Origin of the sequence: Streptomyces sp. NBC_00239 (assembly GCF_036194065.1) — a bacterium.
In the GTDB taxonomy this organism is placed as follows: domain Bacteria; phylum Actinomycetota; class Actinomycetes; order Streptomycetales; family Streptomycetaceae; genus Streptomyces.
The window spans coordinates 3,458,292-3,483,355 of the sequence record NZ_CP108095.1 but is presented as its reverse complement, the minus strand read 5'-3'; the positions used below and the strand labels follow the sequence as shown (position 1 = coordinate 3,483,355).

At 72.0% G+C, this 25,064-nt stretch carries 24 protein-coding genes; 16 read left to right on the top strand and 8 right to left on the bottom strand.

The features are described from left to right. The first annotated feature begins 3 nt into the window (after nucleotides 1-3). On the top strand, nucleotides 4-210 hold the full coding sequence (locus OG764_RS15145; RefSeq protein ID WP_328968957.1) for a hypothetical protein: 207 nt from the start codon (nucleotides 4-6) through the stop codon (nucleotides 208-210). 94 nt (nucleotides 211-304) lie between these two features. On the opposite strand, the gene OG764_RS15140 is transcribed toward OG764_RS15145, so the two are convergent. After that, nucleotides 305-859, bottom strand: coding sequence for a hypothetical protein (locus OG764_RS15140; RefSeq protein WP_328968956.1), 555 nt, complete (start codon nucleotides 857-859; stop codon nucleotides 305-307). A gap of 122 nt (nucleotides 860-981) precedes the next feature. Here OG764_RS15140 and tsaB point away from each other — a divergent pair, with 122 nt between their 5' ends. From tsaB to OG764_RS15120, 4 genes are read left to right on the top strand one after another with little or no spacing between them, the layout of a single operon-like run. Beyond that, entirely contained in the window at nucleotides 982-1,653 is a 672-nt protein-coding gene (gene tsaB, locus OG764_RS15135) for a tRNA (adenosine(37)-N6)-threonylcarbamoyltransferase complex dimerization subunit type 1 TsaB (RefSeq protein ID WP_328968955.1), read from the top strand. A gap of 20 nt (nucleotides 1,654-1,673) precedes the next feature. Beyond that, nucleotides 1,674-2,183, top strand: a complete 510-nt coding sequence (gene rimI, locus OG764_RS15130; protein ID WP_328973021.1) for a ribosomal protein S18-alanine N-acetyltransferase — start codon at nucleotides 1,674-1,676, stop codon at nucleotides 2,181-2,183. Then, the gene (gene tsaD / locus OG764_RS15125; RefSeq protein WP_328968954.1) at nucleotides 2,176-3,321 is read left to right on the top strand and encodes a tRNA (adenosine(37)-N6)-threonylcarbamoyltransferase complex transferase subunit TsaD; all 1,146 of its coding nucleotides are present in this window, start codon (nucleotides 2,176-2,178) and stop codon (nucleotides 3,319-3,321) included. Before rimI ends, tsaD begins: the two co-directional genes overlap by 8 nt. After that, on the top strand, nucleotides 3,318-3,602 hold the full coding sequence (locus OG764_RS15120; protein WP_328968953.1) for a hypothetical protein: 285 nt from the start codon (nucleotides 3,318-3,320) through the stop codon (nucleotides 3,600-3,602). The genes tsaD and OG764_RS15120 overlap by 4 nt, the downstream gene beginning before the upstream one ends. On the opposite strand, the gene OG764_RS15115 is transcribed toward OG764_RS15120, so the two are convergent. Further along, nucleotides 3,599-4,819, bottom strand: a complete 1,221-nt coding sequence (locus OG764_RS15115) for a THUMP-like domain-containing protein (RefSeq protein ID WP_328968952.1) — start codon at nucleotides 4,817-4,819, stop codon at nucleotides 3,599-3,601. The genes OG764_RS15120 and OG764_RS15115 overlap by 4 nt on opposite strands. A gap of 101 nt (nucleotides 4,820-4,920) precedes the next feature. Between OG764_RS15115 and OG764_RS15110 the strand changes: the two genes are divergently transcribed. Together OG764_RS15110 and OG764_RS15105 are read left to right on the top strand one after the other, a co-directional pair. Then, nucleotides 4,921-5,853: a polysaccharide deacetylase family protein gene (locus OG764_RS15110; protein ID WP_328968951.1), complete on the top strand. Its 933-nt coding sequence runs from the start codon at nucleotides 4,921-4,923 to the stop codon at nucleotides 5,851-5,853. A gap of 26 nt (nucleotides 5,854-5,879) precedes the next feature. Then, nucleotides 5,880-6,731 (top strand): polysaccharide deacetylase family protein, encoded by an 852-nt coding sequence (locus OG764_RS15105; RefSeq protein ID WP_328973020.1) that lies wholly within the window; start codon nucleotides 5,880-5,882, stop codon nucleotides 6,729-6,731. On the opposite strand, the gene OG764_RS15100 is transcribed toward OG764_RS15105, so the two are convergent. Then, complete coding sequence (locus tag OG764_RS15100) at nucleotides 6,652-8,178, bottom strand: FtsW/RodA/SpoVE family cell cycle protein (protein ID WP_328968950.1); 1,527 nt, start codon at nucleotides 8,176-8,178, stop codon at nucleotides 6,652-6,654. The genes OG764_RS15105 and OG764_RS15100 overlap by 80 nt on opposite strands. A 365-nt stretch (nucleotides 8,179-8,543) precedes the next feature. On the opposite strand from OG764_RS15100, the gene groES reads away from it, so the two are divergent. Next, complete coding sequence (gene groES, locus OG764_RS15095; protein WP_030011064.1) at nucleotides 8,544-8,852, top strand: co-chaperone GroES; 309 nt, start codon at nucleotides 8,544-8,546, stop codon at nucleotides 8,850-8,852. A 113-nt stretch (nucleotides 8,853-8,965) separates the two neighbouring features. Continuing rightward, a complete protein-coding gene (gene groL, locus OG764_RS15090) occupies nucleotides 8,966-10,594 on the top strand; it encodes a chaperonin GroEL (protein WP_328968949.1) in 1,629 nt (542 codons plus the stop codon). A 105-nt stretch (nucleotides 10,595-10,699) separates the two neighbouring features. On the opposite strand, the gene OG764_RS15085 is transcribed toward groL, so the two are convergent. The 3 genes from OG764_RS15085 to OG764_RS15075 all read right to left on the bottom strand — a co-directional run bounded on the left by OG764_RS15085 (nucleotide 10,700) and on the right by OG764_RS15075 (nucleotide 12,947). Then, nucleotides 10,700-11,389 (bottom strand): ester cyclase, encoded by a 690-nt coding sequence (locus OG764_RS15085; RefSeq protein ID WP_328973019.1) that lies wholly within the window; start codon nucleotides 11,387-11,389, stop codon nucleotides 10,700-10,702. 81 nt (nucleotides 11,390-11,470) lie between these two features. Continuing rightward, on the bottom strand, nucleotides 11,471-12,244 hold the full coding sequence (locus OG764_RS15080; RefSeq protein ID WP_328968948.1) for an SDR family NAD(P)-dependent oxidoreductase: 774 nt from the start codon (nucleotides 12,242-12,244) through the stop codon (nucleotides 11,471-11,473). Nucleotides 12,245-12,269: 25 nt separating this feature from the next. Continuing rightward, nucleotides 12,270-12,947: an MOSC domain-containing protein gene (locus OG764_RS15075; protein WP_328968947.1), complete on the bottom strand. Its 678-nt coding sequence runs from the start codon at nucleotides 12,945-12,947 to the stop codon at nucleotides 12,270-12,272. Nucleotides 12,948-13,027: 80 nt separating this feature from the next. Here OG764_RS15075 and OG764_RS15070 point away from each other — a divergent pair, with 80 nt between their 5' ends. Next, nucleotides 13,028-13,924, top strand: a complete 897-nt coding sequence (locus OG764_RS15070) for a LysR family transcriptional regulator (RefSeq protein ID WP_328968946.1) — start codon at nucleotides 13,028-13,030, stop codon at nucleotides 13,922-13,924. A gap of 108 nt (nucleotides 13,925-14,032) precedes the next feature. Here OG764_RS15070 and OG764_RS15065 read toward each other — a convergent pair whose 3' ends face one another. After that, the gene (locus OG764_RS15065; protein ID WP_328968945.1) at nucleotides 14,033-14,380 is read right to left on the bottom strand and encodes a WhiB family transcriptional regulator; all 348 of its coding nucleotides are present in this window, start codon (nucleotides 14,378-14,380) and stop codon (nucleotides 14,033-14,035) included. A gap of 374 nt (nucleotides 14,381-14,754) precedes the next feature. Here OG764_RS15065 and OG764_RS15060 point away from each other — a divergent pair, with 374 nt between their 5' ends. The 4 genes from OG764_RS15060 to OG764_RS15045 all read left to right on the top strand — a co-directional run bounded on the left by OG764_RS15060 (nucleotide 14,755) and on the right by OG764_RS15045 (nucleotide 19,293). Continuing rightward, the gene (locus OG764_RS15060) at nucleotides 14,755-15,366 is read left to right on the top strand and encodes a response regulator transcription factor (protein ID WP_003948568.1); all 612 of its coding nucleotides are present in this window, start codon (nucleotides 14,755-14,757) and stop codon (nucleotides 15,364-15,366) included. 400 nt (nucleotides 15,367-15,766) lie between these two features. Continuing rightward, nucleotides 15,767-16,396 carry a sigma-70 family RNA polymerase sigma factor gene (locus tag OG764_RS15055; RefSeq protein ID WP_328968944.1) on the top strand — a complete coding sequence of 210 codons (630 nt, stop codon included), beginning with the start codon at nucleotides 15,767-15,769 and terminating at the stop codon, nucleotides 16,394-16,396. Nucleotides 16,397-16,525: 129 nt separating this feature from the next. Further along, complete coding sequence (gene guaB, locus OG764_RS15050; RefSeq protein ID WP_328968943.1) at nucleotides 16,526-18,031, top strand: IMP dehydrogenase; 1,506 nt, start codon at nucleotides 16,526-16,528, stop codon at nucleotides 18,029-18,031. A 137-nt stretch (nucleotides 18,032-18,168) separates the two neighbouring features. Further along, nucleotides 18,169-19,293 carry a GuaB3 family IMP dehydrogenase-related protein gene (locus tag OG764_RS15045; RefSeq protein WP_328968942.1) on the top strand — a complete coding sequence of 375 codons (1,125 nt, stop codon included), beginning with the start codon at nucleotides 18,169-18,171 and terminating at the stop codon, nucleotides 19,291-19,293. A 166-nt stretch (nucleotides 19,294-19,459) separates the two neighbouring features. On the opposite strand, the gene OG764_RS15040 is transcribed toward OG764_RS15045, so the two are convergent. Further along, entirely contained in the window at nucleotides 19,460-20,689 is a 1,230-nt protein-coding gene (locus OG764_RS15040; RefSeq protein WP_328968941.1) for a nucleotide sugar dehydrogenase, read from the bottom strand. 280 nt (nucleotides 20,690-20,969) lie between these two features. Here OG764_RS15040 and OG764_RS15035 point away from each other — a divergent pair, with 280 nt between their 5' ends. Together OG764_RS15035 and OG764_RS15030 are read left to right on the top strand one after the other, a co-directional pair. Beyond that, the gene (locus tag OG764_RS15035) at nucleotides 20,970-22,676 is read left to right on the top strand and encodes a glycerol-3-phosphate dehydrogenase/oxidase (protein ID WP_328968940.1); all 1,707 of its coding nucleotides are present in this window, start codon (nucleotides 20,970-20,972) and stop codon (nucleotides 22,674-22,676) included. A 145-nt stretch (nucleotides 22,677-22,821) separates the two neighbouring features. After that, entirely contained in the window at nucleotides 22,822-24,981 is a 2,160-nt protein-coding gene (locus tag OG764_RS15030) for a serine/threonine-protein kinase (protein ID WP_328968939.1), read from the top strand. Nucleotides 24,982-25,064: the final 83 nt, after the last annotated feature.

Sequence of the window (25,064 nt, the reverse complement as noted above, 5' to 3'; positions counted from 1 at the left end):
GCCATGCCGGCACCAGAGCGCGAAGAAGTCCAACCCCCCGTCCCGGCGTCGCCGCAGCGGGCCCGGCCCGCTGCGGTGGCGTCCGGGCTGTCCGTACACGACCTGCTGGCCTCGTGCGCCGCTGCCACGGCGGTCTCCACGCCACCCGGCAGCGCACGGCGCCCGCCCTCGGCCGCCGCGCTCGCGGACCCGGCCTCCGAAGCCGCGTAGCGGACCGCCCCGGACCGCCGGGACGACGACGGTCGCTGCGGTGACGGCTGCGTCTGTGGCTGCGGCCAGGGCTGTGGCAGGACGGCGGCTGTGGTTACGGGACGACGACGATCTTCGAGTTGATCGTCGCGAAGGTCCACATCGCGTCGCCGTCGGCCCGCGTCATGCGGATGCCGCCGGTCTTCTTGCGCGGGTCCGGATCCGGCAGCGAGCCGTCCACCCTGGCGCTGAAACCGACGGTCACGCCGTTGACCCGGGCGAAGCGCACCACGTGCTCGACCGGGGCGCCGTCCGAGCCGGTGGTGGTGCCCGCGCGGGAGCCGACGAGGTACGAGCCCGGGGTCGGGCTCACCGTGCTCGGCGCCACCGCGAAGGTACGGATCTTCTTGCCCGGCTCGCCGACCAGCCAGACCTGCTTGGCGCCGACCGAGTACACGACCCGTACGCCGGTGCCGGAGTTGGCGGGCACCGGCGGGTTCTTCAGCCCGGTCGGCGGCTTCGCCGCCACGCTGGGGGAGGCGCCGCCCGGCACCTTGACGGAAGTCGCCGGTTCGGGGGCGGTCGCGGAAGCCTGGTAGCCGAGGAAGCCCACCACGGCGAGGGCCGCGGCGGTGAGCCCGACCACGATTCCCGAGCTGCTGCGTGCCACCCTGTTCCGCCTCTCGCGTCGCCTTCCGGGGTCCCCCTGAAACCCCTGTGGTGACGGTAGCAGCAGGCTCGCGGACCACCGGCCCGCCATTGCGCGAGCCCCCGGAGTCGTAGGCTGTTCGCGTGCTCTTGCTCGCAATGGATACCGCCACACCCGCCGTCACCGTCGCCCTCCACGACGGCCGGTCCGTCGTCGCCGAGGCCAACCAGGTGGACGCCCGCCGGCACGGAGAGCTGCTGCTCCCCTCCGTGGACCGGGTGCTCGCCGAGGCCGGGCTCACGCTCGACGCCGTGACCGGCATCGTCGTCGGGGTCGGCCCCGGCCCCTACACCGGACTCCGGGTGGGCCTGGTGACGGCCGCGGCCTTCGCCTCCGCGCTCGGCGTGCCCGTGCACGGACTGTGCACCCTCGACGGACTCGCGTACGCGGCCCGGGCCGAGGGCGCCGCCCCCGTGGAGGGACCCTTCGTGGTGGCGACCGACGCCCGCCGCAAGGAGGTCTACTGGGCCCGCTACGCGGACCCCCGCACCCGCCTCACCGACGCCGCCGTGGACCGCCCCGCCGACATCGCCGAGCAGGTCGCCGGACTCCCGGCCGTCGGCGCCGGCGCGCTGCTGTACCCCGAGGTCTTCCCGGACGCCCGCGGCCCCGAGCACCAGTCGGCGGCGGCCCTGGCCGGCCTCGCCGCCGAAAAGCTCGCGTCCGGCGGGGAGTTCCTGCCCCCGCAGCCCCTGTACCTGCGCCGCCCGGACGCCCAGGTGCCCAAGAACTACAAGGTGGTCACTCCCCAGTGACGGACGTGCAGCTCCGCGAGATGCGCTGGTGGGACATCGAACCGGTGCTGGAACTGGAGCACGAACTCTTCCCCGAGGACGCCTGGTCGGCGGGGATGTTCTGGTCCGAACTCGCGCACGCGCGCGGCCCGCGGGCCACCCGCCGCTACGTGGTGGCCGAAACCGTCTCCGACGGCGACTCCGCCGCGGGCGGCGGGCGCCTCGTCGGCTACGCCGGACTGGCCGCCGCCGGCGACCTCGCCGACGTGCAGACCATCGCGGCCGCCCGTGACCAGTGGGGCAGCGGGCTCGGAGCCCGGCTGCTCACCGACCTGCTGAGGGCGGCGACCGCCTTCGAATGCGCCGAGGTGCTGCTGGAGGTCCGGGTCGACAACACCCGCGCCCAGCGCCTGTACGAGCGGTTCGGCTTCGAACCGATCGGCTTCCGGCGCGGCTATTACCAGCCCGGCAACGTGGACGCCCTCGTGATGCGCCTCGCCGACCCCGCAAGCTCCCTGAGCCCCGTACAAGGAACTGAGACCCATGGCTGACGAACCCCTCGTCCTCGGCATCGAGACCTCCTGCGACGAGACCGGCGTCGGCATCGTCCGCGGCCACACCCTGCTCGCGGACGCGGTCGCCTCCAGCGTCGACGAGCACGCGCGCTTCGGCGGCGTGGTCCCCGAAGTCGCCTCCCGCGCCCACCTGGAGGCGATGGTCCCGACGATCGAGCGGGCCCTGAAGGAGGCCGGGGTCAGCGCCCGCGACCTCGACGGCATCGCCGTCACCGCCGGGCCCGGCCTCGCCGGCGCCCTGCTCGTCGGCACCTCCGCCGCGAAGGCGTACGCGTACGCGCTCGGCAAGCCCCTCTACGGGGTGAACCACCTCGCCTCGCACATCTGCGTGGACCAGCTGGAGCACGGCGCGCTGCCCGAGCCGACGATGGCCCTGCTGGTCTCGGGCGGCCACTCCTCGCTGCTCCTGGCCCCCGACATCACCAGCGACGTACGGCCGCTGGGCGCGACCATCGACGACGCGGCCGGTGAGGCCTTCGACAAGATCGCCCGGGTGCTGGACCTCGGCTTCCCCGGCGGCCCGGTCATCGACCGGCTCGCCAAGGAGGGCGACCCCGCCGCCATCCACTTCCCGCGCGGGCTGACCGGGCCGCGCGACGCGGCGTACGACTTCTCCTTCTCGGGCCTCAAGACGGCGGTGGCCCGCTGGATCGAGGCCAAGCGGAAGGCCGGCGAGGAGGTGCCGGTGCGCGATGTCGCGGCGTCCTTCCAGGAGGCCGTCGTGGACGTGCTCACCCGCAAGGCGATCCGCGCCTGCAAGGACGAGGGCGTCGACCACCTGATGATCGGCGGCGGCGTCGCGGCCAACTCCCGGCTGCGCTCGCTGGCGCAGGAGCGCTGCGACGACGCCGGGATCATCCTGCGCGTGCCGCGCCCGAAGCTGTGCACGGACAACGGTGCGATGGTGGCGGCGCTCGGAGCCGAGATGGTGGCCCGCAACCGGCCGGCCTCCGACTGGGACCTGTCGGCGGACTCCTCGCTGCCGGTGACCGACCCGCACGTGCCGGGCACCGCGCACGGGCACGGGGACGGTGAGGGGCACGGCCACGGGCACGGCCACGGCCATGCGCACGACCACGTGCACGAGCTGAGCAAGGACAACCTCTACTCATGAGCACCGCCGGGGTCACCGTCACGCTGATGTGGGAGGCGCGGGCCGCCGCCGGGCGGGGCAACGAGCTGCTGGAATGGGCCCGCGCCCAGGTGCTGGCCGCCGATCCGGTCCGGCGCGAGATCTTCCGGGCCCCCCAGGACCGGGTCCTGGTGATGACCTGGTGGCGGGTCCCGGACCTGGCGGCGGAGCTGCCAGAGCTCCCCGAACCCGCCGCCGACCTGATCACCCGGCCCGTCCACCGGTGGCGCTTCGAGTCCGTCGAGACGATCGAGTCGGACTAGCGCGGGGCCGTCGCGGGCGCGCCGATCAGCATCGACGGCGCGCCCGCCACCCGGGTGAGGAAGACCGTGGCGGAGTTGCGGCCCTGGAGCTTGACCTTCCGGCGGAGTTCCTCCGGCTCGATCGCCGAGCCGCGCTTCTTGACGGTGAGCACACCCACCTCGCGCTCGCGCAGCAGCGCCTTGAGCTTCTTCAGGTTGAAGGGCAGCACGTCGGTGATCTCGTACGCGGTCGCGTACGGGGTCGGGCGCAGCGTGTCGGCGGTGATGTACGCGATGGTCGGGTCGATCAGCCGGCCCTCCAGCTCCGCGGCGGCCTCGGCGACCAGGTGGGCGCGGATCACGGCGCCGTCCGGCTCGTACAGGTAGCGGCCCACCGGGCCCGGCTCGGGGTCGGGCAGCGGGTCGGAGGTCGCCAGCGAGACGCCCTGCGGGAGCAGGGTCGCGCGGATCGTGCCGGGCGCGGTCCCGAACCAGAGCACCGCCTCCTTCACGTCGCCGCCGTCCGAGATCCACTCGGCCTCCGCCTCGGGGGGCACCGCCTCGTGCGGGATGCCCGGCGCGATCTTGATGGCCGCGTACGTCGCCGTACGGGCCGCCCCGACGGCCCACGAGAGCGGCGGCGAGTAGGCCTCCGGGTCGAAGATCCGGCCGCGTCCGCCGCGCCGCGCCGGGTCCAGGAACACCGCGTCGTAGCCGCTCGTGTCGATCTCGGTGACGTCCGCCTCGCGCACTTCGATCAGGTGGTCGAGACCGAGCTCCTCCGCGTTGGCGCGGGCCACCGCGGCGGTCAGCGGATCGCGGTCCACGGCCAGCACCCGGATGCCGGCGCGGGCCAGCGCCAGGGCGTCCCCGCCGATGCCGGAACAGAGGTCGGCGAGGCTGCGGACGCCGAGCGCGGCCAGCCGTCCGGCCCGGTACGCGGCCACCGAGGCGCGGGTGGCCTGCTCCACGCCGTTGGGCGTGAAGTACATCCGGTAGGCGTCCTCGGCGCCGAACTTCGCCACCGCCCGCTGCCGCAGCCGGGCCATGCCGAGCGCGGCGGAGACGAGGGCGGCGGGGTGCTCGCGGCGCAGCCGGGTGGCGGTCGCGAGCTCCTGCGCGGGGTCGTGGTCGCGGAGCGCGGCGAGCAGGGCCCGGCCCTCGTCGGTACGCAGGGCGGCGAGGGCGGCCGGTCCGGAGGGGTCGGAGAGGCCGGCGGGGTCGGCGAGGTCGTTCACCCGATCATTGTCGGCCAGTCGGCGGAAGGTGTGCGCCCGGCCGGGTCCCTCTCAGGGTGTCGGCGCGGCGCGCGGGGGTGCGGGTGACAGGATCCGGCGCCATGCAGCTAGTACGACAAAAAGACCGAAATGCCGTCATCGGTGGCACCCGCGGCCGGTTCGGGGTGGCGCTGGCCGCGCTCCTGGTCGCCGCCCTCGGCACGGCCTGCGGCGCCGGGGACCAGGGCGGGACCGACGCCGAACGGGCCGCCCGCGCGAAGGCGCTCGGCGGTCCGGCCGGCGCCCTCGACTCGCACGCCTCGAAACTCAAGCAGGCCGAGGCGGCCCGGATCGCGGCCGTGAAGAGGTGGGGCCTGGCCAAGACCCCGCTCACCCCGCCCGCGCCCCCCAAGGTGAAGCCCGAGATCACCACCCGCGAGGGCTTCGAGATCGAGGACGCCGAGGGCCTGCCGCCGGTCTTCACCACCGTGCCCACCACGGACAAGATCGTCTTCCTGACGATCGACGACGGCGCCGAGAAGGACCCCGAGTTCCTGCGGATGATGCAGGAACTGCGGATCCCCTACAGCGCCTTCCTCAGCGACTACCTGGTGCGGGAGGACTACGCTTATTTCAAGAAGATGCAGTCCCTCGGCGTCGCGCTGAACAACCACACGCTCAACCACCGCTACATGCCGGCGCTGTCGTACGAGAAGCAGCGCCAGGAGATCTGCGGTCAGCAGGACACCATCCAGAAGCAGTTCGGCAAGCGGCCGACGCTCTTCCGGCCGCCGTACGGCAACTACAACGAGGACACCCTGCGCGCCGCGAAGTCCTGCGGGGTCAAGGCGGTCCCGCTGTGGAACTCCGAGGCGTTCCCGGACCGGATGGACTGGCGGGAGTGGGACCGCGACCTGCACCCCGGCGACATCATCCTCACGCACTTCCGGGGGCGCGAGGACTGGAAGGGGAGCATGCCTGACATGATCCGTCAGGTCATGAAGACCGTCACGGCGAAGGGGTACGCCGTGGCCCGCCTGGAGGACTACTTGTGAGGTACGCGCGCCGGCTGACGGCCGGAATGCTGACAGCCGGCGCGCTCGCGCTCTCGCTCGGACTGACCGGATGCGCGCAGAGCGTGGACCCGATCGAACGGCTGGGGCGCAAGGCGACGGCCGAGGTGACCGGCGGGCAGGGGCCGCACGCGTCCCCCTCGCCGTCGCCCTCCGCCTCGCCGACCGCGCAGGCGTACCGCAAGTGGGGGCTGTCCCGGCCGCTGGAGTACGCCCCGAAACCGGCCCGCAAACCGGCGCTGCCCGCGGCGGCCCCGGGGCGGGTGCCGGTGGTGGACCGGATACCCGTGCCGGCGGGGGAGAAGACGGTCTTCCTGACCTTCGACGACGGCGCGGAGCGGGACCCGCGGTTCCTGCAGATGGCCGCCGACCTCAAGCTGCCGATCAGCATGTTCCTGACGGACAGCGTGGCCTCCGCCGGCTACGACCACTTCGCCAAGCTGCGGGACCTGGGCACGGGCAGCGCCATAGAGAACCACTCGCTGACCCACCCGAACCTGCGGACCCTGCCGTACGCCGCCCAGAAGGCGGAGATATGCGGTCAGCAGGAGCGCCTGCAGAAACGCTTCGGCGAACGGCCGCGGCTGCTCCGGCCGCCGTTCGGCAACTACAACGACGACACCCTGCGCGCGGCCGCCGACTGCGGGCTCTCCTCGGTGGTGCTGTGGCGGGCCTCCATGCAGATACACGATCTGCGCTACGCGCAGGGCGCGGCCCTCGAACCCGGCGACATCGTGCTCGCGCACTTCCGGGGCCCCGGTGAGCTGAAGGGCTCGACGCTCACCGAGATGACCACCCGGATGCTCCGGAAGATCCAGGACCAGGGCTACCGGATAGGGCGCCTGGAGGACTATCTGTGACCGCCTCCGGGTCGTGATCCCGGTCTGACCCCGCCCCGGACCCCGCCCCGGACCCCGCCCCGGACTCGGGGTCGGACGACCGGGCGTCGGCCTCCCGCTGGCGTTCGGCGCTGTCGCTGATCCGCAGCATCAGCGCGATCATCACCCAGTTGGCGACCAGCGACGAGCCGCCCTTCGCGAGGAAGGGCAGGGCCTTGCCGGTGAGCGGGATCAGGCCGGTGACCCCGCCCGCCACCACGAACACCTGGAGCGCCAGCGCCGCGGCCAGCCCGACCGCCAGCAGCTTGCCGAACGGGTCCCGGGCGCCCAGCGCCATCCGCAGACCCCGCTGCACCAGCAGCGCGTAGAGCAGCAGGACGGCCATCACGCCGGCCAGCCCGAGCTCCTCGCCCACCGTGGTGAGGATGAAGTCGGAGCGGGCCGCGAAGCCGATCAGCTCCGGGTGGCCCAGCCCCAGGCCGGTGCCCGTGATGCCGCCGCTGCCGAAGCTGAACAGGGCTTGCGCCGACTGGTCCGAGACGATGCCCGGCGGCCGCTGTTCCGGCGGCAGGAAGATCGCCATCGGTTCCAGCCAGGCCGCGATGCGCCCCTTGACGTGCGGCTCGGTCGAGCCGACCGCGAAGGCGCCCACCGCCGCCATGAACAGGCCGCAGACGATCCAGCTGGTGCGCTCGGTCGCGACGTACAGCATCACCACGAAGACGCCGAAGAAGATCAGCGAGGTGCCGAGGTCGCGCTCGAAGACCAGCACCAGCAGGGACACGATCCACACGGACACGATGGGGCCGAGCTGGCGGCCCGGCGGCAGCCGCATCCCCAGGAACTTCCGGCCGGTCAGGGCCAGCGAGTCCCGGTGGATGACGAGGTAGCCCGCGAAGAACACCGCGATCATGATCTTCACGAACTCGCCGGGCTGGACCGACATGCTGCCCAGGTAGATCCACCGCTTGGCGCCGTAGGTGTCGGCGGGCATGAACGCCGGCGCGATCAGCAGCACCAGCGCCACGGCCATCGTCAGGTAGATGTACCGCTGGAGCAGCCGGTGGTCGCGCAGCACCATGAGGATGGCCAGGCAGATCGCGACGCCGATCACCGTCCACAGCAGCTGACCCGGTGCGTTCGCCGCCGCGTTCTCGAACTTCGCCGTGTACGTCTGGTCCAGCCGCGCCAGCAGCACCAGCCCGATGCCGGTCAGCAGCAGGGCCAGCGGCAGGATCAGCGGATCCGCGTACGCCGCGAACCGCCGCACGCCCAGGTGCCCCACCAGTGCCAGCAGCGACATGCTGATCGTGAACCCGGTGAGGTCCGCCGGCAGCGTGCCGTTCATCGCCAGGCCCACGCTCGCCTGCCCCAGCACCGTGATCGCGACCACGAAGACCAGCAGCAGGGCCTCGGTGCGGCGGCGCGCCCCGGCCGCCGTCCGCGGGCTCAGGGTCAGGCCGCGCACAGGCCGCTGCCGCAGTCGAAGGGGACGACCTGGTGGGCATTGGGGTGCTTTACGTTCATATCGACTAGGACGTTTGTGCGCCCGGCATGGTTCCTGACGGGGTCTCTGCCGGGTCCGGGCCGGGCTCCGGCCGAGGTGGGGCGGGGTCCGCAGGGCCTTCGGGAGGCGCTTTCGCGCAACACCCGGCGGCGTGAATTGGCACTCCGCTTGACCGAGTGCTAATCACCGGAATAGTCTCGGGCCTGGCACTCGCCACTGGTGAGTGCCAACACAGCGACAGGCAGGTCCGGCACCCGCGACGACGGATCGACCTGGTCGCCACCTCAGACAGTTAACCCCGGATCTCCGAAGGGGGAGGTCGGATCGTGACGACCGCCAGCTCCAAGGTTGCCATCAAGCCGCTCGAGGACCGCATTGTGGTCCAGCCGCTCGACGCCGAGCAGACCACGGCCTCCGGCCTGGTCATCCCGGACACCGCGAAGGAGAAGCCCCAGGAGGGCGTCGTCCTCGCCGTGGGCCCGGGCCGCTTCGAGGACGGCCAGCGTCTCCCGCTGGACGTCACCGTTGGCGACATCGTGCTGTACAGCAAGTACGGCGGCACCGAGGTGAAGTACAGCGGCGAGGAGTACCTCGTCCTCTCGGCTCGCGACGTGCTCGCGATCGTCGAGAAGTAATTCACCAAGCAATAGTTTTGCTTTGAGCTGCGCCCCTGGTCACCCCGCTGATTGCCGGGCGGCGAGGGGCGCAGTTCGTTAAGACGAGTTTTCGAGAGGGCTGAACCGCTCCCATGGCGAAGATCCTGAAGTTCGACGAGGACGCCCGTCGCGCCCTCGAGCGCGGCGTCAACAAGCTTGCCGACACGGTCAAGGTGACGATCGGCCCCAAGGGCCGCAACGTCGTCATCGACAAGAAGTTCGGCGCCCCCACCATCACCAACGACGGTGTCACCATCGCTCGCGAGGTCGAGCTGGACGACCCGTACGAGAACCTGGGCGCCCAGCTCGTGAAGGAGGTGGCGACCAAGACCAACGACATCGCGGGTGACGGCACCACCACCGCCACGGTCCTGGCCCAGGCGCTGGTCCGCGAGGGCCTGCGCAACGTCGCCGCCGGCGCCTCCCCGGCCGCCCTGAAGAAGGGCATCGACGCCGCGGTCAAGGCGGTCTCCGAGGAGCTCCTCGCCACCGCCCGTCCGATCGAGGACAAGTCCGACATCGCCGCCGTGGCCGCGCTCTCCGCGCAGGACCAGCAGGTCGGCGAGCTCATCGCCGAGGCGATGGACAAGGTCGGCAAGGACGGTGTCATCACCGTCGAGGAGTCCAACACCTTCGGCCTGGAGCTGGAGTTCACCGAGGGCATGGCCTTCGACAAGGGCTACCTCTCGCCGTACATGGTCTCCGACCAGGAGCGTATGGAGGCCGTCCTCGACGACCCGTACATCCTGATCAACCAGGGCAAGATCTCCTCGATCCAGGACCTGCTGCCGCTGCTGGAGAAGGTCATCCAGGCCGGCGCCTCCAAGCCGCTCCTGATCATCGCCGAGGACGTCGAGGGCGAGGCGCTCTCCACCCTCGTCGTCAACAAGATCCGCGGCACCTTCAACGCGGTGGCCGTCAAGGCCCCCGGCTTCGGTGACCGCCGCAAGGCGATGCTCCAGGACATGGCCACCCTCACCGGTGCCACCGTCATCGCCGAGGAGGTCGGCCTCAAGCTCGACCAGGCCGGTCTGGACGTGCTGGGCTCCGCCCGCCGCGTGACCATCTCGAAGGACGACACCACCATCGTCGACGGTGGCGGCAGCTCCGACGAGGTCCTCGGCCGCGTCAACCAGATCAAGGCCGAGATCGAGTCCACGGACTCGGACTGGGACCGCGAGAAGCTGCAGGAGCGCCTGGCGAAGCTCGCCGGCGGCGTCTGCGTCATCAAGGTCGGCGCCGCCACCGAGGTGGAGCTCAAGGAGAAGAAGCACCGCCTCGAGGACGCCATCTCGGCGACCCGCGCCGCGGTCGAGGAGGGCATCGTCTCCGGCGGTGGCTCCGCGCTCGTCCACGCCGTCAAGGTCCTCGAGGGCAACCTCGGCCTGTCGGGCGACGAGGCCACCGGTGTCGCGGTCGTGCGCCGCGCCGCCGTCGAGCCGCTGCGCTGGATCGCCGAGAACGCCGGCCTCGAGGGCTACGTCATCACCTCGAAGGTCGCCGAGCTCGACAAGGGCCAGGGCTTCAACGCCGCCACCGGCGAGTACGGCGACCTGGTGAAGGCCGGCGTCATCGACCCGGTCAAGGTCACCCGCTCCGCCCTGGAGAACGCCGCTTCCATCGCGTCGCTGCTGCTCACGACCGAGACCCTGGTCGTCGAGAAGCCGGCCGAGGAAGAGGCCGACGCCGGTCACGGCCACGGTCACGGCCACAGCCACTGATCGCACCCCGCATGGGGGAAGGCCCCGTTCCGCAGCTGCGGAACGGGGCCTTCCCGCGTGGTGGGGGTGCCGGCCGGACGGCCGGGGTGCCGGCCCGCGCCGGGGCTACATGGCGCCCAGTTGCCTCATCAGGGCCATGGCGTCGTAGTGCCACCACCCTTCCTTGATCATTCCGTCCTGACATCGGAAGACCGTCGTGCCGGTCATCGTGCAGGTCTTGCCGGTCGGGGCGACGCCCATGAACTCGCCCTTGTGCTTGCCGCTCCAGGTCCACAGCGTGGTGACGTAGTCGTCCTGCGCCATCTGGGCGTCCCGCGTGAACGTGAAGTCGAAGGCGGACCGCCATCCCTGCACGTCCTCACGGATGCCCGCGGGCCCGATCTTGTCCTCCGGGTTGCTGATGTCGTGGTCGCGGTAGTCCGACGCGAAGATCTCCTCGATGACGGACATGTCGCCCTTCATGGCGACCTCGTCGTACATCCGGTTCACCAGCAGCGTGTTGAGGTGCTCGTCCCGCACGACGTCCAGGTTGGTGAAGCTGGGCATCCCGTCGCAGAGGGCCACCATCTCCTGGAACATCTTGTCCGTCTCGGGGAGGTGAGAGTTCCTCATGGCCTCTTCGTACGAGGGGAATTCGACCACGTCCACGAAGTGGTTCTCGTTCTCGCGGTCCTTGCCCACGATGCTGTGGGTGACGGTGCGCTTGCCTTGGCTCTGCGAGACGTACCGGTCGAGCAGCTGATTGAGGTCGTCCTGCCGGCTGGTCTTGTAATCGATTATCTGTACGAATGTCATGGCGGTCTCCCAGGGCTCGGTGGACACGTCCATTTTAGGGATATTTCACCCAGTTGGCCGGTTTACTGGCGGGTACCGGCGCTACTGGGGCCCGTACTTGCGCCCCGTACGGGAGGACACGCCGCCCAGCAGTCCGCGCGGGGTCAGCTTCACCACGCCCATCAGTGCCTTGTACCGCGGGTCCGGGATCGAAACCGTGCGGCCGCGCGCCAGGTCGGCCAGGGCCGAGGTCACCAGTTTGTCCGCGTCGAGCCACATCCAGTTCGGGATGTTGTCGGTGCCCATGCCGGCCCGCTCGTGGAACTCGGTCCGAACGAATCCCGGGCACAGGGCCATCAGGCGAACGCCCGAACCGGCCAGGTCCTTGGCCGCGCCCTGGGTGAACTGCACGACCCACGCCTTGCTCGCGCCGTACGTGCCGCGCGGCAGGAACGCCGCCACCGACGCCACGTTCACGACCCCGCCGCGGCCGCGCTCGCGCATGCTCGCGGTCGCCGCCGAGGTCAGCCGCAGCACGGCCTCCACGTGGACCTTCAGCATCGCCAGCTCGTCGGCCATCGGGACGTCGAGGTAGCGGCCCCTGTTGCCGAAGCCCGCGTTGTTCACCAGCAGGTCCACCGGGTCCCGGCGGTCCGCCAGCCGGGTCTCGACGGCGGCGATGCCCTCCTCCGACGACAGGTCGGCGGTCAGCACCTCGGCCTCGATCCCGTGCCGGTCGTGCAGCTCCGTCGCCTGCTCGCGCAGCCGCTTGGTGTCGCGGGCCACCAGCACCAGATTGTTCCCCTGGGCGGCCAGCTGCCGCGCGAACGCGGCGCCGATGCCCGCCGTGGAACCCGTAATCAGAGCAGTCGTCATACGGGCAACCTAGCCCCCGCGGGTGTCATGCCCGCGTGTCGCCGTACTTCTCCAGGTAGCCGCGCACGGTTTCGTGTGCCGAGGGGGGCATCGCCGCACCCGCCGCGAGGGTGCGCGCCAGCAGCTCCCGCTCGGTGGTGAACGCGCGGAACCAGAAGGCCACCGTGACCTCGTGGTCCGGGCGGTGCAGGATCTCGACCGGGTCGCCGGCGGCGATCTCGCCCTCCTGGACCACCCGCAGGTACGCGCCCGGCCGCGCGGTCCGCGTGAACCGCCGGACCCAGCCCGGCTCGCCCAGCACGCCCTGGAAAGTGCGGCACGGGATCCGGGCCGAGGTCACTTCGAGCACCAGGTCCCGGCCGATCCGCCAGCGCTCGCCGATCCGGGCGCCGTTGACGTCGATCCCGGCGGTGGTGAGGTTCTCGCCGAAGAGCCCGCCGGGCAGCTCGCGCCCCAGCTCGGCCTCCCACCAGTCCAGGTCCTCGCGGGCGTACGCGTAGACCGCCTGGTGCTCGCCGCCGTGGTGGCGCAGGTCGCAGATCTCGTCCCCGGCGACCCCGCTGCCCGCGGTGCCCTTGGGGCCGGGGGCGAAGACCCGTACCGGTCCGGTGAGCGGCCGCTTGCCGATGCCGGTCAGGCCTCCCTCGGTGTCGGTGTAGTCGACGGCGGTCGCCTTGCCCGCGTTCACGGAGATGAGATGCATGGAGGCACGGTAACCGAGCACGTCTCAAAGCGGCCAGTGAAAATTGGCGCGGACGTCAAAGCGGGCCTTATGCTCGCAGGGTGATCGAGGCACGTCATCTCCGAGTCCTGCGCGCCGTGGCCGCCACCGGCTCCTTCTCCGCCGCCGCCCGCGAGCTGGGCTGCACCCAGCCCGCCGTCAGCCAGCAGATGAAGGCCCTGGAGCAGGGGGCCGGCACCCCGCTGCTGATCCGCGCCGGCCGCGAGATGCGGCTGACCCAGGCGGGCGAGGCGCTGGTCCGGCATGCCGCGGGCATCCTGGCCGGGCTCACCGCCGCCGAGGAGGAGGTCGCCGCGATCGCGGGCCTGCGCGCCGGCCGGGTCCGGCTGGTGTCCTTCCCCAGTGGCAGCTCCACCCTGGTGCCCACCGCGCTCGCCGCGATGCGCGCGGAGCACCCCGGAACCCGGATCTCGCTGGTCGAGGCCGAGCCGCCGCGCTCCGTCGAGATGCTCCGCGAGGGCGACTGCGACGTGGCCCTCGCCTTCCGTTACACCGGCGCCGGAGACCCGGCGGAGTGGGCGGACCTGGTGGTGCGGCCGCTGCTCACCGACAAGCTGGTCGGCCTGGTGCCGGAGGGCCACCGGCTCGCCGGGGCGGAGCGGGTCGCGATGGCCGAACTCGCCGACGAGCCGTGGATCGCGGGCTGCCCGCGCTGCCGCCGCCACCTGGTGGAGGTGTGCGAGGAGGCGGGCTTCACCCCGCGCATCGACTTCGCCACCGACGACTACCCGGCCGTGGTCGGCCTGGTCGGGGCCGGCCTGGGCGTGGCGGTGCTGCCGGAGCTCGCCGTGGAGTCCGTACGCACCAAGGGCGCGCGGACGGTCGAGGTCGAGCCCGCCGTCCGGCGCGAGGTGGTCGCGCTGACCCTGCCCGACCTGGCGCGGGTGCCGGCGGTCGCCGCGACCCTGACGCAGCTCCAAGCCGCCGCGGCCCGCTAGCCCGGGTCGAAGGCGGCCCGCCCGCGGCCCCGCGCCGCCCTGGGGAGGTGGTGCGGGGGGCCGGCGGCGCACGACAGAAACGTTCCTTCAGTGCCTTTCGGGCGCTGTTCAGTGCGTGTGGGTCCTGCCCGCACCCGAGGTGGATGCGGACGCGGGCGCGGACGCGGTGATCAGGCGGTGGCGGGCGCGGCCCATCAGCTCCTCGCGCTCGTCCTCGGTGAGCCCGCCCCAGACTCCGTACGGCTCACGTACGGCGAGGGCGTGTGCGGCGCACTCCGCGCGCACCGGGCATCGCATGCAGACCTCTTTAGCCGAGGCCTCGCGCGCGCTCCTGGCCGCGCCCCGCTCGCCCTCCGGGTGGAAGAAGAGGGAGCTGTCGACCCCTCGGCACGCTGCCAGCAGCTGCCAGTCCCAGAGGTCGGCGTTCGGTCCGGGGAGGCGGGAGAAATCTGCCATGGGTAGTCCTTGAGGCCGGTACTGAGACGGATACGGACCAAGTAGCCACATCTACCATCTGAACAGATGTAAATATGACTCATTGGGAATCTAGCCTCAGACACATGCCAAACGGAAGGAAAGCCGCCAAATAGGGCATAGCTCCAGATGGAGGACGCGCGGCTCGTGGTGCCCGCGTTGTGTTGGCTTCCTCACGTAGAGTGCCGAAGGTGTCCGTCCGACCCGTAACTCTTTCGAGTGACCATCGTTGAGAGTGCGAAGGCGGTTGAACGAAGAAGTTCCCGGACAGGTGTCCGAGGGCATCGACCGCACAGGTGACGATACGTACCAGCCTGGAGGCTCAAGGTGACGCGCATCAGCTGCGGAGGGCGGCCATGACATCCGTCCTCGTCTGCGACGATTCCCCGCTTGCCCGAGAGGCGCTCCGCCGCGCGGTGGCCACCGTGCCCGGCGTCGAGCGTGTGACGACGGCCGCCAACGGCGAGGAAGTCCTCCGCCGCTGGGGTGCCGACCGGTCCGACCTGATTCTGATGGACGTACGGATGCCCGGGCTCGGCGGTGTCGAGACCGTACGCCGGCTGCTCTCGGCCGATCCGGGCGCCCGCATCATCATGCTGACCGTGGCCGAGGACCTCGACGGGGTCGCGCTCGCGGTCGCCGCCGGCGCCCGCGGCTATCTGCACAAGGACGCCTCGCGTGCCGAACTGCGCGCGACGGTGACCCAGGCGCTGGCCGACCCGACCTGGCGGCTCGCGCCGCGCCGGCTCCGGTCGGCCGAGATGGGCGCGGCGCCCACGCTCACCGCGCGCGAGATCCAGGTGCTGGAGGGCATGAGCCACGGCCGGTCCAACGCGGAGATCGGGCGCGAGCTCTTCCTCTCCGAGGACACGGTCAAGACGCACGCCCGCCGGCTCTTCAAGAAGCTGGGTGCGTCCGACCGGGCGCACGCCGTGGCGCTGGGGTTCCGCTGGGGCCTCGTCCGCTGATCGCGTTGCGGTCCCCGTCCGCCTCCGCGCGGACGGGGCGGCGCGCCCGGCGGTGACCTCCGGCGCCGGCCCGCCCGGCAGCGGTGTGCCGGCCGGTGCGCCCGGTGCGGGGCCCGGATCCGTACGGTTGCACGAGTCTTGCCGTACCCGGTGTGCGCGAGGGGGTCGGCGGGGCAGAATCCGGGGGACGTGTCGCTTCGCGCGCGATGCCGCATCCTTGAGGGTGGAACACCTTCGGGGAGCGGCCGCCATCGCGGGCGCTGCTGCCTCGGGGACCATTCGGCCGAGCGGGAGGGGAGGGGCATTGATGATGAGCTCCGGCGCGCCCGCTCATAACGCTTCGGTGCACAACACGGACCGCGGTGCCACGGAACGTCCGGCGCCAAGGCACCATGGATTGATGCGCGACGACGAGGCCCTGGGGTCACCCACGGCCACGGGCCCTGCGGGGTCCCCCAAGAACAGCGGCGCCGGCGCGGTCGGTGCCCTGGTCCGTCGCGCGGTCGAAGGGGACGAACAGGCCACCCACGATCTGCTCGCCCATGTGCACCCGCTCGCGATCCGCTACTGCCGGACCCGCTTGTCCCGGCTGCCCGGAGACGCGCGCCACTTCGTGGAAGACCTGGCGCAGGAGGTCTGCGTCGCGGTGCTGATGGCCCTGCCCCGCTACCGGGACACCGGCCGCCCGTTCGAGGCCTTCGTCTTCGCCATCGCCGCCCACAAGGTCGCCGACCTCCAGCGGGCCGCCATGCGCCACCCGGGAAGCACGGCCGTGCCCTCCGACGAGATGCCGGAGCGGCCGGACGACTCGCTCGGCCCCGAGGAGCGGGCGCTGCTCAGCAGTGACGCCGCCTGGGCCAAGAAGCTGCTCGCCAATCTCCCCGAGAACCAGCGCGAACTGCTGGTGCTGCGGGTGGCCGTCGGACTGACGGCGGAGGAGACCGGACAGATGCTGGGCATGTCGCCGGGTGCCGTGCGCGTCGCGCAGCACCGGGCGCTGAGCCGACTGCGCGCACTCGCCGAGCAATAAACGCTCAACACGCTCCGAAACTCGTAGGAAACAACGAAAATTTCGGTCGATCTTGATCGTGGAATGAGACGCCTCGGTAGGCCGTTAGCATGGACATCCGCGCTGAGCAAGACCATCTGGGAAGGTGTCATGACTGTCAACGGTGACGGAGTGCCCGACAAATTCGCCGCGCTCGGGCTGACGTACGACGACGTCCTGCTGCTGCCGGGCTCGTCGGACATGGCGCCGGACGAGATCGACACCTCCTCGCGCATCTCCAAGAACGTGCGGGTCAACGTCCCGCTGCTGTCCGCCGCCATGGACAAGGTCACCGAGGCCCGCATGGCCATCGCGATGGCCCGCCAGGGCGGCGTCGGCGTACTGCACCGCAACCTCTCCATCGCCGACCAGGCCAACCAGGTCGACCTGGTCAAGCGCTCCGAGTCCGGCATGGTCACCGACCCGATCACGGTGCACCCGGACGCGACCCTGCGCGAGGCCGACGAGCTGTGCGCGAAGTTCCGCATCTCCGGCGTCCCGGTCACCGACCCGGCCGGCAAGCTGCTGGGCATCGTCACCAACCGCGACATGGCCTTCGAGTCGGACCGTACGCGCCAGGTGCGCGAGGTCATGACCCCGATGCCGCTGGTCACGGGCAAGGTCGGCATCTCCGGCGTGGACGCCATGGAACTGCTGCGCCGCCACAAGATCGAGAAGCTGCCGCTGGTCGACGACTCGGGCATCCTCAAGGGCCTCATCACGGTCAAGGACTTCGTCAAGGCCGAGAAGTACCCGAACGCCGCCAAGGACAAGGACGGCCGCCTGCTGGTCGGCGCCGCCGTCGGTGTCGCCGGCGACGCGTACGAGCGCGCCCAGGCCCTGATCGAGGCGGGCGCCGACTTCATCGTCGTCGACACCGCGCACGGCCACTCCCGCCTGGTAGGCGACATGGTCGCCAAGATCAAGTCGAACTCCTCCGTGGACGTCATCGGCGGCAACGTCGCCACCCGCGACGGCGCCCAGGCGCTCATCGACTCGGGCGTCGACGGCATCAAGGTCGGCGTCGGCCCCGGCTCCATCTGCACCACCCGCGTCGTCGCCGGCATCGGCGTCCCGCAGGTCACCGCCATCTACGAGGCCTCCCTCGCGGCGAAGGCGGCGGGCGTCCCGGTCATCGGCGACGGCGGCCTCCAGTACTCCGGCGACATCGCGAAGGCGCTGGTCGCGGGCGCCGACACGGTGATGCTCGGCTCGCTGCTCGCGGGCTGCGAGGAGTCCCCGGGCGAGCTGCTCTTCATCAACGGCAAGCAGTTCAAGTCGTACCGCGGCATGGGCTCGCTGGGCGCGATGCAGTCCCGTGGCGACCGCAAGTCGTTCTCCAAGGACCGCTACTTCCAGGAGGGCGTGGGCGGCGACGACAAGCTCATCCCCGAGGGCATCGAGGGCCAGGTCCCCTACCGGGGTCCGCTGTCCGCGGTCGTCCACCAGCTGGTCGGCGGTCTGCGCCAGTCGATGTTCTACGTCGGCGGCCGGACGGTGCCCGAGCTGCAGGACCGGGGCCGGTTCGTCCGGATCACCTCGGCGGGGCTCAAGGAGAGCCACCCGCACGACATCCAGATGACGGTCGAGGCGCCGAACTACTCCCGCAAGGGCTGAAGCGAACGCCCGTGAAGGGGGCGGGTCCATCCGGACCCGCCCCCTTCGCCGTGCGTCCGTACAGCGGGCACCGGAACGCGGGCCGCCGGGGTTCGGGGATACTGGACGGGCAGACCAAGAGGGAAAGGCCACCACACGTGACTGAGATCGAGATCGGGCGCGGCAAGCGCGGCCGCAGGGCGTACGCGTTCGACGACATCGCCATCGTCCCGAGCCGGCGTACCCGGGACCCGAAGGAGGTCTCGATCGCCTGGCAGATCGACGCCTATCGTTTCGAGCTTCCCTTCCTGGCCGCCCCCATGGACTCGGTCGTCTCCCCGCAGACCGCCATCCGCATCGGCGAGCTCGGCGGCCTCGGCGTGCTGAACCTCGAAGGCCTGTGGACCCGGTACGAGGACCCGCAGCCGCTGCTCGACGAGATCGCCGAGCTCGACGAGGACTCCGCGACCCGCCGGCTCCAGGAGATCTACTCCGCTCCGATCCAGGCGGACCTGATCCGGCAGCGCATCAAGGAGGTGCGCGACTCGGGTGTCGTCACCGCCGCCGCGCTCTCCCCGCAGCGCACCGCCGAGTTCTCCAAGGCCGTGGTCGACGCGGGCGTGGACATCTTCGTGATCCGCGGCACCACCGTCTCCGCCGAGCACGTCTCCGGGGCCGCCGAGCCGCTGAACCTGAAGCAGTTCATCTACGAGCTGGACGTCCCGGTCATCGTCGGCGGCTGCGCCACGTACACCGCGGCCCTGCACCTGATGCGCACCGGCGCGGCCGGTGTGCTGGTCGGCTTCGGCGGCGGCGCCGCGCACACCACGCGCAACGTGCTGGGCATCCAGGTCCCGATGGCGACCGCGGTCGCCGACGTGGCCGCGGCCCGCCGCGACTACATGGACGAGTCCGGCGGCCGCTACGTGCACGTCATCGCCGACGGCGGCGTGGGCTGGTCCGGCGACATCCCGAAGGCCGTCGCCTGCGGCGCCGACGCCGTGATGATGGGCTCCCCGCTGGCCCGTGCCACCGACGCGCCCGGCAAGGGCAACCACTGGGGCATGGAGGCCGTCCACGAGGACGTGCCGCGCGGCAAGAAGGTCGACCTCGGCACGGTCGGCACCACCGAGGAGATCCTCACCGGCCCGTCGCACTCCCCGGACGGCTCGATGAACATCTTCGGCGCGCTGCGCCGCTCGATGGCCACCACCGGCTACAGCGAGCTCAAGGAGTTCCAGCGGGTCGAGGTCACGATCGCGGACTCGCAGCACAGCCGCTGACCCGCGGCGGCGGACCGCCGACCGGCGACGGCCTGGCCAGGGCCGTCGGCCCCGGTCGGCGCGGCCGCGGCGCACGTACGGCGGAGGGCCGGCACCCCGGGTGGGGTGCCGGCCCTCCGGCGTGTCCGAGGTCTCCGGCCCCGGGCCGGGGGATCCCGGCGGGCGGTCAGAGGCGGTGGGCCGCGCCCACCGGGCTGGCGCCCCGGGTGTCCAGCAGCAACTGCGCCTTCACGGCCAGGCCCTGGAGGTCGTACGTGCGGTGGTGCTGGAGCAGGACCGTCAGGTCGGCGCTGGCGGCGGCCTCGTAGAGCGAATCCGCGCGCGGCACCGGCCGGTCGCGCACCCGCCAGCCCGCGATGTACGGGTCGTGGTAGCTGACCAGCGCGCCGAGGTCGAGGAGGCGGCTGGCGATCTCGCGGGCCGGGGAGCCCTCCTGGTCGGCCAGGTCGGGCTTGTACGTCACGCCGAGGAGCAGCACGCGGGCCCCGCGGGCGGACTTGCCGTGCTCGTTCAGCAGGGTGGCGCAGCGCTGGATGACGTACTGCGGCATCCGGTTGTTGACCTCCTGCGCCAGGCCCATCATGCGCAGCGGGTGGCCGGGGGTGCGGGGGGTGTGCGGGAGGTAATTGGGGTCGAGCGGGACGCCGTGGCCGCCGACTCCGGGGCCGGGGCGGAAGGCCTGGAAGCCGTACGGCTTGGTCTCCGCGCAGCGGATGACGTCCCACAGGTCGACGCCGATGTCGTGGCAGAGCACCGCCATCTCGTTGACCAGGGCGATGTTGACGTGCCGGTACGTGGTTTCGAGCAGTTGTACGGTCTCGGCCTCGCGCAGGCCGCGGGCGCGCACCACCTTGTCGGTCAGCCGGGCGTAGAAGGCGGCGGCGGACTCGGTGCAGGCGGGGGTGAGGCCGCCGATCACCTTGGGGGTGTTGGCGAAGCCGTGGGTGCGGTTGCCCGGGTCCAGCCGGCTGGGGGAGTAGGCGAGGTGGAAGTCGCGTCCGGCGTGCAGCCCGGAGCCGGATTCGAGGAGGGGGCGCAGGTAGTCCTCGGTGACGCCGGGGTGGGCGGCCGATTCGAGGATGACGGTGGTGTGCGGGCGCAGCCGCGCGGCCAGGGCCCGGGCGGCCTCGCCGACGGCGGACAGGTCCAGGGCCCGGTCGGCGCCGAGGGCGGTGGGCGCGCAGATGACGGCGGTGCGGACCCGGCCCAGTTCGGCCGGGTTGGTGGTGACGCGGAAGCCGGCCGCCGACATCCGGCGGACTTCGGCGGCCGTGAGGGTGCTGTCGGTCGCCGGCCCGGCGTCGAACCCGATGGTCTCGACGCCCGCGGCGACCGCGGCCTGGGCGAGGGGGAGGCCGAGATGGCCGAGGCCGATGACGGCGAGGTCTGCGGGCATGGAGTGGCCGTCCTTCCCTAACCGGAGGGGGCTGGACGCGCAACTCCTGTGGACAGCCGAAGTTGGCGCTATGTCAGACTAGGCGTATATATGACCGATCTGCGGCATTGTGGGGCGGCGGCCACCGTTGTGTTGTCCACAGGCGGTGGCTGATGTGGGCGCATCCGGTCAGAATCGTGACGAGGGGGACGCGGGCCGCCCCGCCCGCACCCGCGGGCATCCCGCACCAGGCACGACATCCGCACCAACGGCGCAACACCCGCACCACCGGGAGGCAGCAGTGAGGACAGCGGTACTGGGACCCGCGCAGCGCACGGAGGCGCTCGCCCGGATGGCCGAGCGCGAGCTGGACGTGCTGGTGGTGGGCGCGGGCGTGGTCGGCGCGGGCACCGCGCTGGACGCCGTCACGCGCGGACTCTCGACCGGGCTGGTGGAGGCGCGCGACTGGGCCTCCGGGACGTCGAGCAGATCGAGCAAGCTGATCCACGGCGGCCTGCGGTACCTGGAGATGCTCGACTTCGCGCTGGTCCGCGAGGCGCTGAAGGAGCGCGGCCTGCTGCTGGAGCGGCTCGCACCGCACCTGGTCAAGCCGGTGCCGTTCCTGTATCCGCTCCAGCACAAGGGCTGGGAGCGGTTCTACGCCGGTTCGGGCGTGGCGCTGTACGACGCGATGTCGGTCTCCAGCGGGCACGGCCGCGGGCTGCCCGTGCACCGCCACCTGTCGCGCAAGCGGGCCCTGCGGGTCGCTCCGTGCCTGCGCAAGGACGCGCTGGTGGGGGCCTTGCAGTACTACGACGCCCAGATGGACGACGCGCGGTACGTGGCCACCCTGGTGCGCACGGCCGCGGCGTACGGTGCGGCGGCCGCGAACCGGGCCCGGGTGGTGGGCTTCCTGCGCGAGGGCGAGCGGGTGGTCGGCGCGAAGGTCCAGGACGTCGAGGGCGGCGGGGCGTACGAGATCCGCGCCAAGCAGATCGTCAACGCCACCGGGGTGTGGACGGACGACACCCAGGCGCTGATCGGGGAGCGCGGCCAGTTCCACGTACGGGCGTCGAAGGGCATCCATCTGGTCGTACCCAAGGACCGGATCCACTCGTCCTCCGGGCTGATCCTGCGGACCGAGAAGTCCGTGCTGTTCGTGATCCCGTGGGGCCGGCACTGGATCGTCGGCACCACGGACACCGACTGGGACCTGGACAAGGCGCACCCGGCGGCGTCGAGCGCGGACATCGACTACCTGCTGGAGCACGTGAACTCGGTGCTGGCGGTGCCGCTCACCCGGGAGGACGTACAGGGGGTGTACGCGGGCCTGCGGCCGCTGCTGGCGGGGGAGTCGGACGCCACGAGCAAGCTGTCGCGCGAGCACACCGTCGCGCACCCGGCGCCGGGCCTGGTGGTGGTGGCGGGCGGCAAGTACACGACGTACCGGGTGATGGCGAAGGACGCGGTGGACGAGGCCGTGCACGGCCTCGACCAGCGGGTGGCGGCCTGTGTCACGGAGGACGTGCCGCTGGTGGGCGCCGAGGGGTACCGGGCGCTGTGGAACGGACGGGCCCGCACGGCCGCGCGGACCGGGCTGCACGTGGCGCGGATCGAGCATCTCCTGAACCGGTACGGGTCCCTGACGGAGGAACTGCTGGACCTGATCGCGGCCGACCCCGGCCTCGCGGAGCCGCTCGGCGGGGCGGAGGACTACCTGCGGGCGGAGGTGGTCTACGCGGCGTCGCACGAGGGGGCCCGCCATCTGGACGACGTGCTGACCCGGCGGACCCGGATCTCGATCGAGACCTTCGACCGGGGGACGCGCTGTGCGCGCGAGTGCGCGGAGTTGATGGCTCCGGTGCTGGGCTGGGACGAGCAGCAGATGGAGAAGGAAGTGGAGCACTACGAGAAGCGGGTGCAGGCGGAGCGGGAGTCGCAGCGCCAGCCCGACGACCAGACCGCCGACGCGGCCCGGCTGGGCGCGCCGGACATCGTTCCGCTTTAACGATCTTGAGGCCCTTCTGAGGTTCGGCGGAACCGCGGACCCCGGGCGCCCGTCCGTGCCGGAGTGAGGAACAATGAGGTTTCTGCCGGGGCGGGTTGCCACGCTCCCTGCCGAGGCGGGGGTGTACCGATCGCAGAGGGGACGCATGTCGAAGCCGGAGCACACGCGCAAGTCGCAGGACCTCGCGGGCGGTGCCGCCGGTTCCCCCGCGAAGGAAGCTGCCGCGGCAGCCGATGCGGAGGCGGGACCCGGTACGGGCGCCGAAGTCGGTGCCGCGCCCGGGGCGCCTGACGTGCCGCAGGCACCGGAGCCGTCGGACGCGCCGGCGGCATCGGGGGCGCCGCGGCGTGCCGATGCGGCGCCGGTCGCGCTCGCCAAGAAGCCCATTGACGGTCCGTCGGAGACCGGCGAGCACGAGGGTCGGCTGCTCGCCGGCCGCTACCGGCTCGGCCGCGTCCTCGGCAAGGGCGGCATGGGCACGGTCTGGCGTGCGGTCGACGAAACCCTCGGCCGTACGGTCGCCGTCAAGGAACTCCGCTTTCCCTCCGCCATCGACGAGGACGAGAAGCGCCGCCTGATCACGCGGACCCTTCGCGAGGCCAAGGCGATCGCGCGGATCCGCAGTGGCGGCGCGGTGACGGTCTTCGACGTGGTCCACGAGGACGACCGGCCCTGGATCGTCATGGAACTCGTCGAGGGCTCCTCGCTCGCCGAGTACATCCGCGACAAGGGCACCCTCACGCCGCGCCGCGCCGCCGAGGTCGGCCTCGCCGTGCTCGACGTGCTTCGGGCCGCGCACCGCGAGGGCATCCTGCACCGCGACGTGAAGCCCTCCAACGTGCTGATGTCGGAGAGCGGCCGGGTCGTCCTCACGGACTTCGGCATCGCCCAGGTCGAGGGCGACCCCTCGGTCACCTCCACCGGCATGCTCGTCGGCGCCCCCTCGTACATCTCGCCCGAGCGCGCCCGCGGCTACAAGCCCGGCCCGCCCGCCGACATGTGGTCGCTCGGCGGCCTGATCTACGCGTGCGTCGAGGGCGTACCGCCGTACGACAAGGGGTCGGCGCTCGCCACCCTGACCGCCGTCATGACCGAGCCGGTGGACCCGCCGAAGAACGCCGGCCCGCTGACCGACGTCATCTACGGGCTGCTCGCCAAGGACCCCGAGCACCGGCTCGACGACGAGGGCGCGCGCGTCCTGCTCAACGCGGTCATCCACGCGCCGGAACCGGAACCGGAGCCGCCCGCAGACGAGACCCGCATGATCGCCCTCCCCGTGATCGCGCCGGTCCCGGACAAGGAGGCGGCGCGGGAAGCGGCCAAGGAGGCGGCGCGGGCCGCGAGGGCGGCCAAGGAGAAGGAGCGCGAGAAGCGCGAGCAGGCCAAGGCGGCGCTGAAGTCGGCTCGGGCCGCCGCCGCGGCGGTGAAGTCCGAGTCGGCCGGGCCCGGTTCCGCGGGGCAGCCGTCGGCCGTCCGCCGGACGGCGCCGACCGCGTCGCTCACCGACGTGATGCCGCGCCGCACCATCGCGCTGGCGGTCGTGTCGTTCGTCGCGGTGCTCGCCGCCATCGGCGGGGTCATCGCCTACATCGTCGGCGGGGACGACGACGCGGACCGCGACAGCAAGAACGGGCAGAAGGGCTCCTCGGCCTCCCCCGGCACGCCCGCCCCCGGCGCGGCCTCGGGCGGATCCGCCGGGAGTTCCGCCCAGGGCGGCAAGGGGCAGGGCAAGGGTGACGGGCAGCAGTCCGGGCAGACCCGGGGCACCGGCCAGGACGGTCAGGGCAAGACCGCGGGCCAGGGGCAGAACCAGGGGCAAGGCCAGGGCCGGGGCAAGCCGGGCGCACTGCCGGCCGGGTACACCCAGGTCACCGACAGCCGCTTCCACTTCACGATGGCGCTGCCGGCCGACTTCACCCACAAGCGGATAGCGGGCGACGACTCCGGCCGCATCCACAGCCGGGACGGCGGCTTCCCGCGGGTGCAGGTCGACTTCAACGACAGCCCGCTGGACGACGCCCGGCTCGCCTGGATCCAGCTGGCGACGGCCGTCTCCAGCAGCAGCAGCGGCTACAAGCTGATCGGAATCGCGGAGAAGGAGTACCGCGGCTACCCGACGGTCGCCGACTGGCAGTTCGAGCGCGAGCAGGGCGGGGACCGGATCCGGGTGCTCAACCGCGGCTTCAAGGTGGACGCCCGCCACGGCTACGCGATCATGATCAGCTGCAAGGTCTCCGAGTGGGACTCCAAGGAGTGCAAGACGCTGCGCGAGACGGCGTTCGCGACGTTCCAGCCCAAGGACTGACCGCGCGGGCGGTGCGGGCCGGGCGGTGCCGGCCGGGACGGTCGGGGGCCGGCGGTACGGTGCGCGCCGGGGCGGCGAGGGGC

Bases quoted from the DNA above. Each gene is read 5' to 3' on its own strand.
- tsaD (WP_328968954.1), top strand. From the start codon at position 2,176: ATGGCTGACGAACCCCTCGTCCTCGGCATCGAGACCTCCTGCGACGAG.
- OG764_RS15085 (WP_328973019.1), bottom strand. From the start codon at position 11,389: ATGACATTCGTACAGATAATCGATTACAAGACCAGCCGGCAGGACGAC.
- OG764_RS15075 (WP_328968947.1), bottom strand. From the start codon at position 12,947: ATGCATCTCATCTCCGTGAACGCGGGCAAGGCGACCGCCGTCGACTAC.
- rimI (WP_328973021.1), top strand. From the start codon at position 1,674: ATGCGCTGGTGGGACATCGAACCGGTGCTGGAACTGGAGCACGAACTC.
- OG764_RS15030 (WP_328968939.1), top strand. From the start codon at position 22,822: ATGTCGAAGCCGGAGCACACGCGCAAGTCGCAGGACCTCGCGGGCGGT.
- OG764_RS15060 (WP_003948568.1), top strand. From the start codon at position 14,755: ATGACATCCGTCCTCGTCTGCGACGATTCCCCGCTTGCCCGAGAGGCG.
- guaB (WP_328968943.1), top strand. From the start codon at position 16,526: ATGACTGTCAACGGTGACGGAGTGCCCGACAAATTCGCCGCGCTCGGG.
- OG764_RS15055 (WP_328968944.1), top strand. From the start codon at position 15,767: ATGCGCGACGACGAGGCCCTGGGGTCACCCACGGCCACGGGCCCTGCG.
- OG764_RS15110 (WP_328968951.1), top strand. From the start codon at position 4,921: ATGCAGCTAGTACGACAAAAAGACCGAAATGCCGTCATCGGTGGCACC.
- groL (WP_328968949.1), top strand. From the start codon at position 8,966: ATGGCGAAGATCCTGAAGTTCGACGAGGACGCCCGTCGCGCCCTCGAG.
- OG764_RS15065 (WP_328968945.1), bottom strand. From the start codon at position 14,380: ATGGCAGATTTCTCCCGCCTCCCCGGACCGAACGCCGACCTCTGGGAC.
- OG764_RS15040 (WP_328968941.1), bottom strand. From the start codon at position 20,689: ATGCCCGCAGACCTCGCCGTCATCGGCCTCGGCCATCTCGGCCTCCCC.
- OG764_RS15080 (WP_328968948.1), bottom strand. From the start codon at position 12,244: ATGACGACTGCTCTGATTACGGGTTCCACGGCGGGCATCGGCGCCGCG.
- OG764_RS15120 (WP_328968953.1), top strand. From the start codon at position 3,318: ATGAGCACCGCCGGGGTCACCGTCACGCTGATGTGGGAGGCGCGGGCC.
- OG764_RS15105 (WP_328973020.1), top strand. From the start codon at position 5,880: ATGCTGACAGCCGGCGCGCTCGCGCTCTCGCTCGGACTGACCGGATGC.
- OG764_RS15145 (WP_328968957.1), top strand. From the start codon at position 4: ATGCCGGCACCAGAGCGCGAAGAAGTCCAACCCCCCGTCCCGGCGTCG.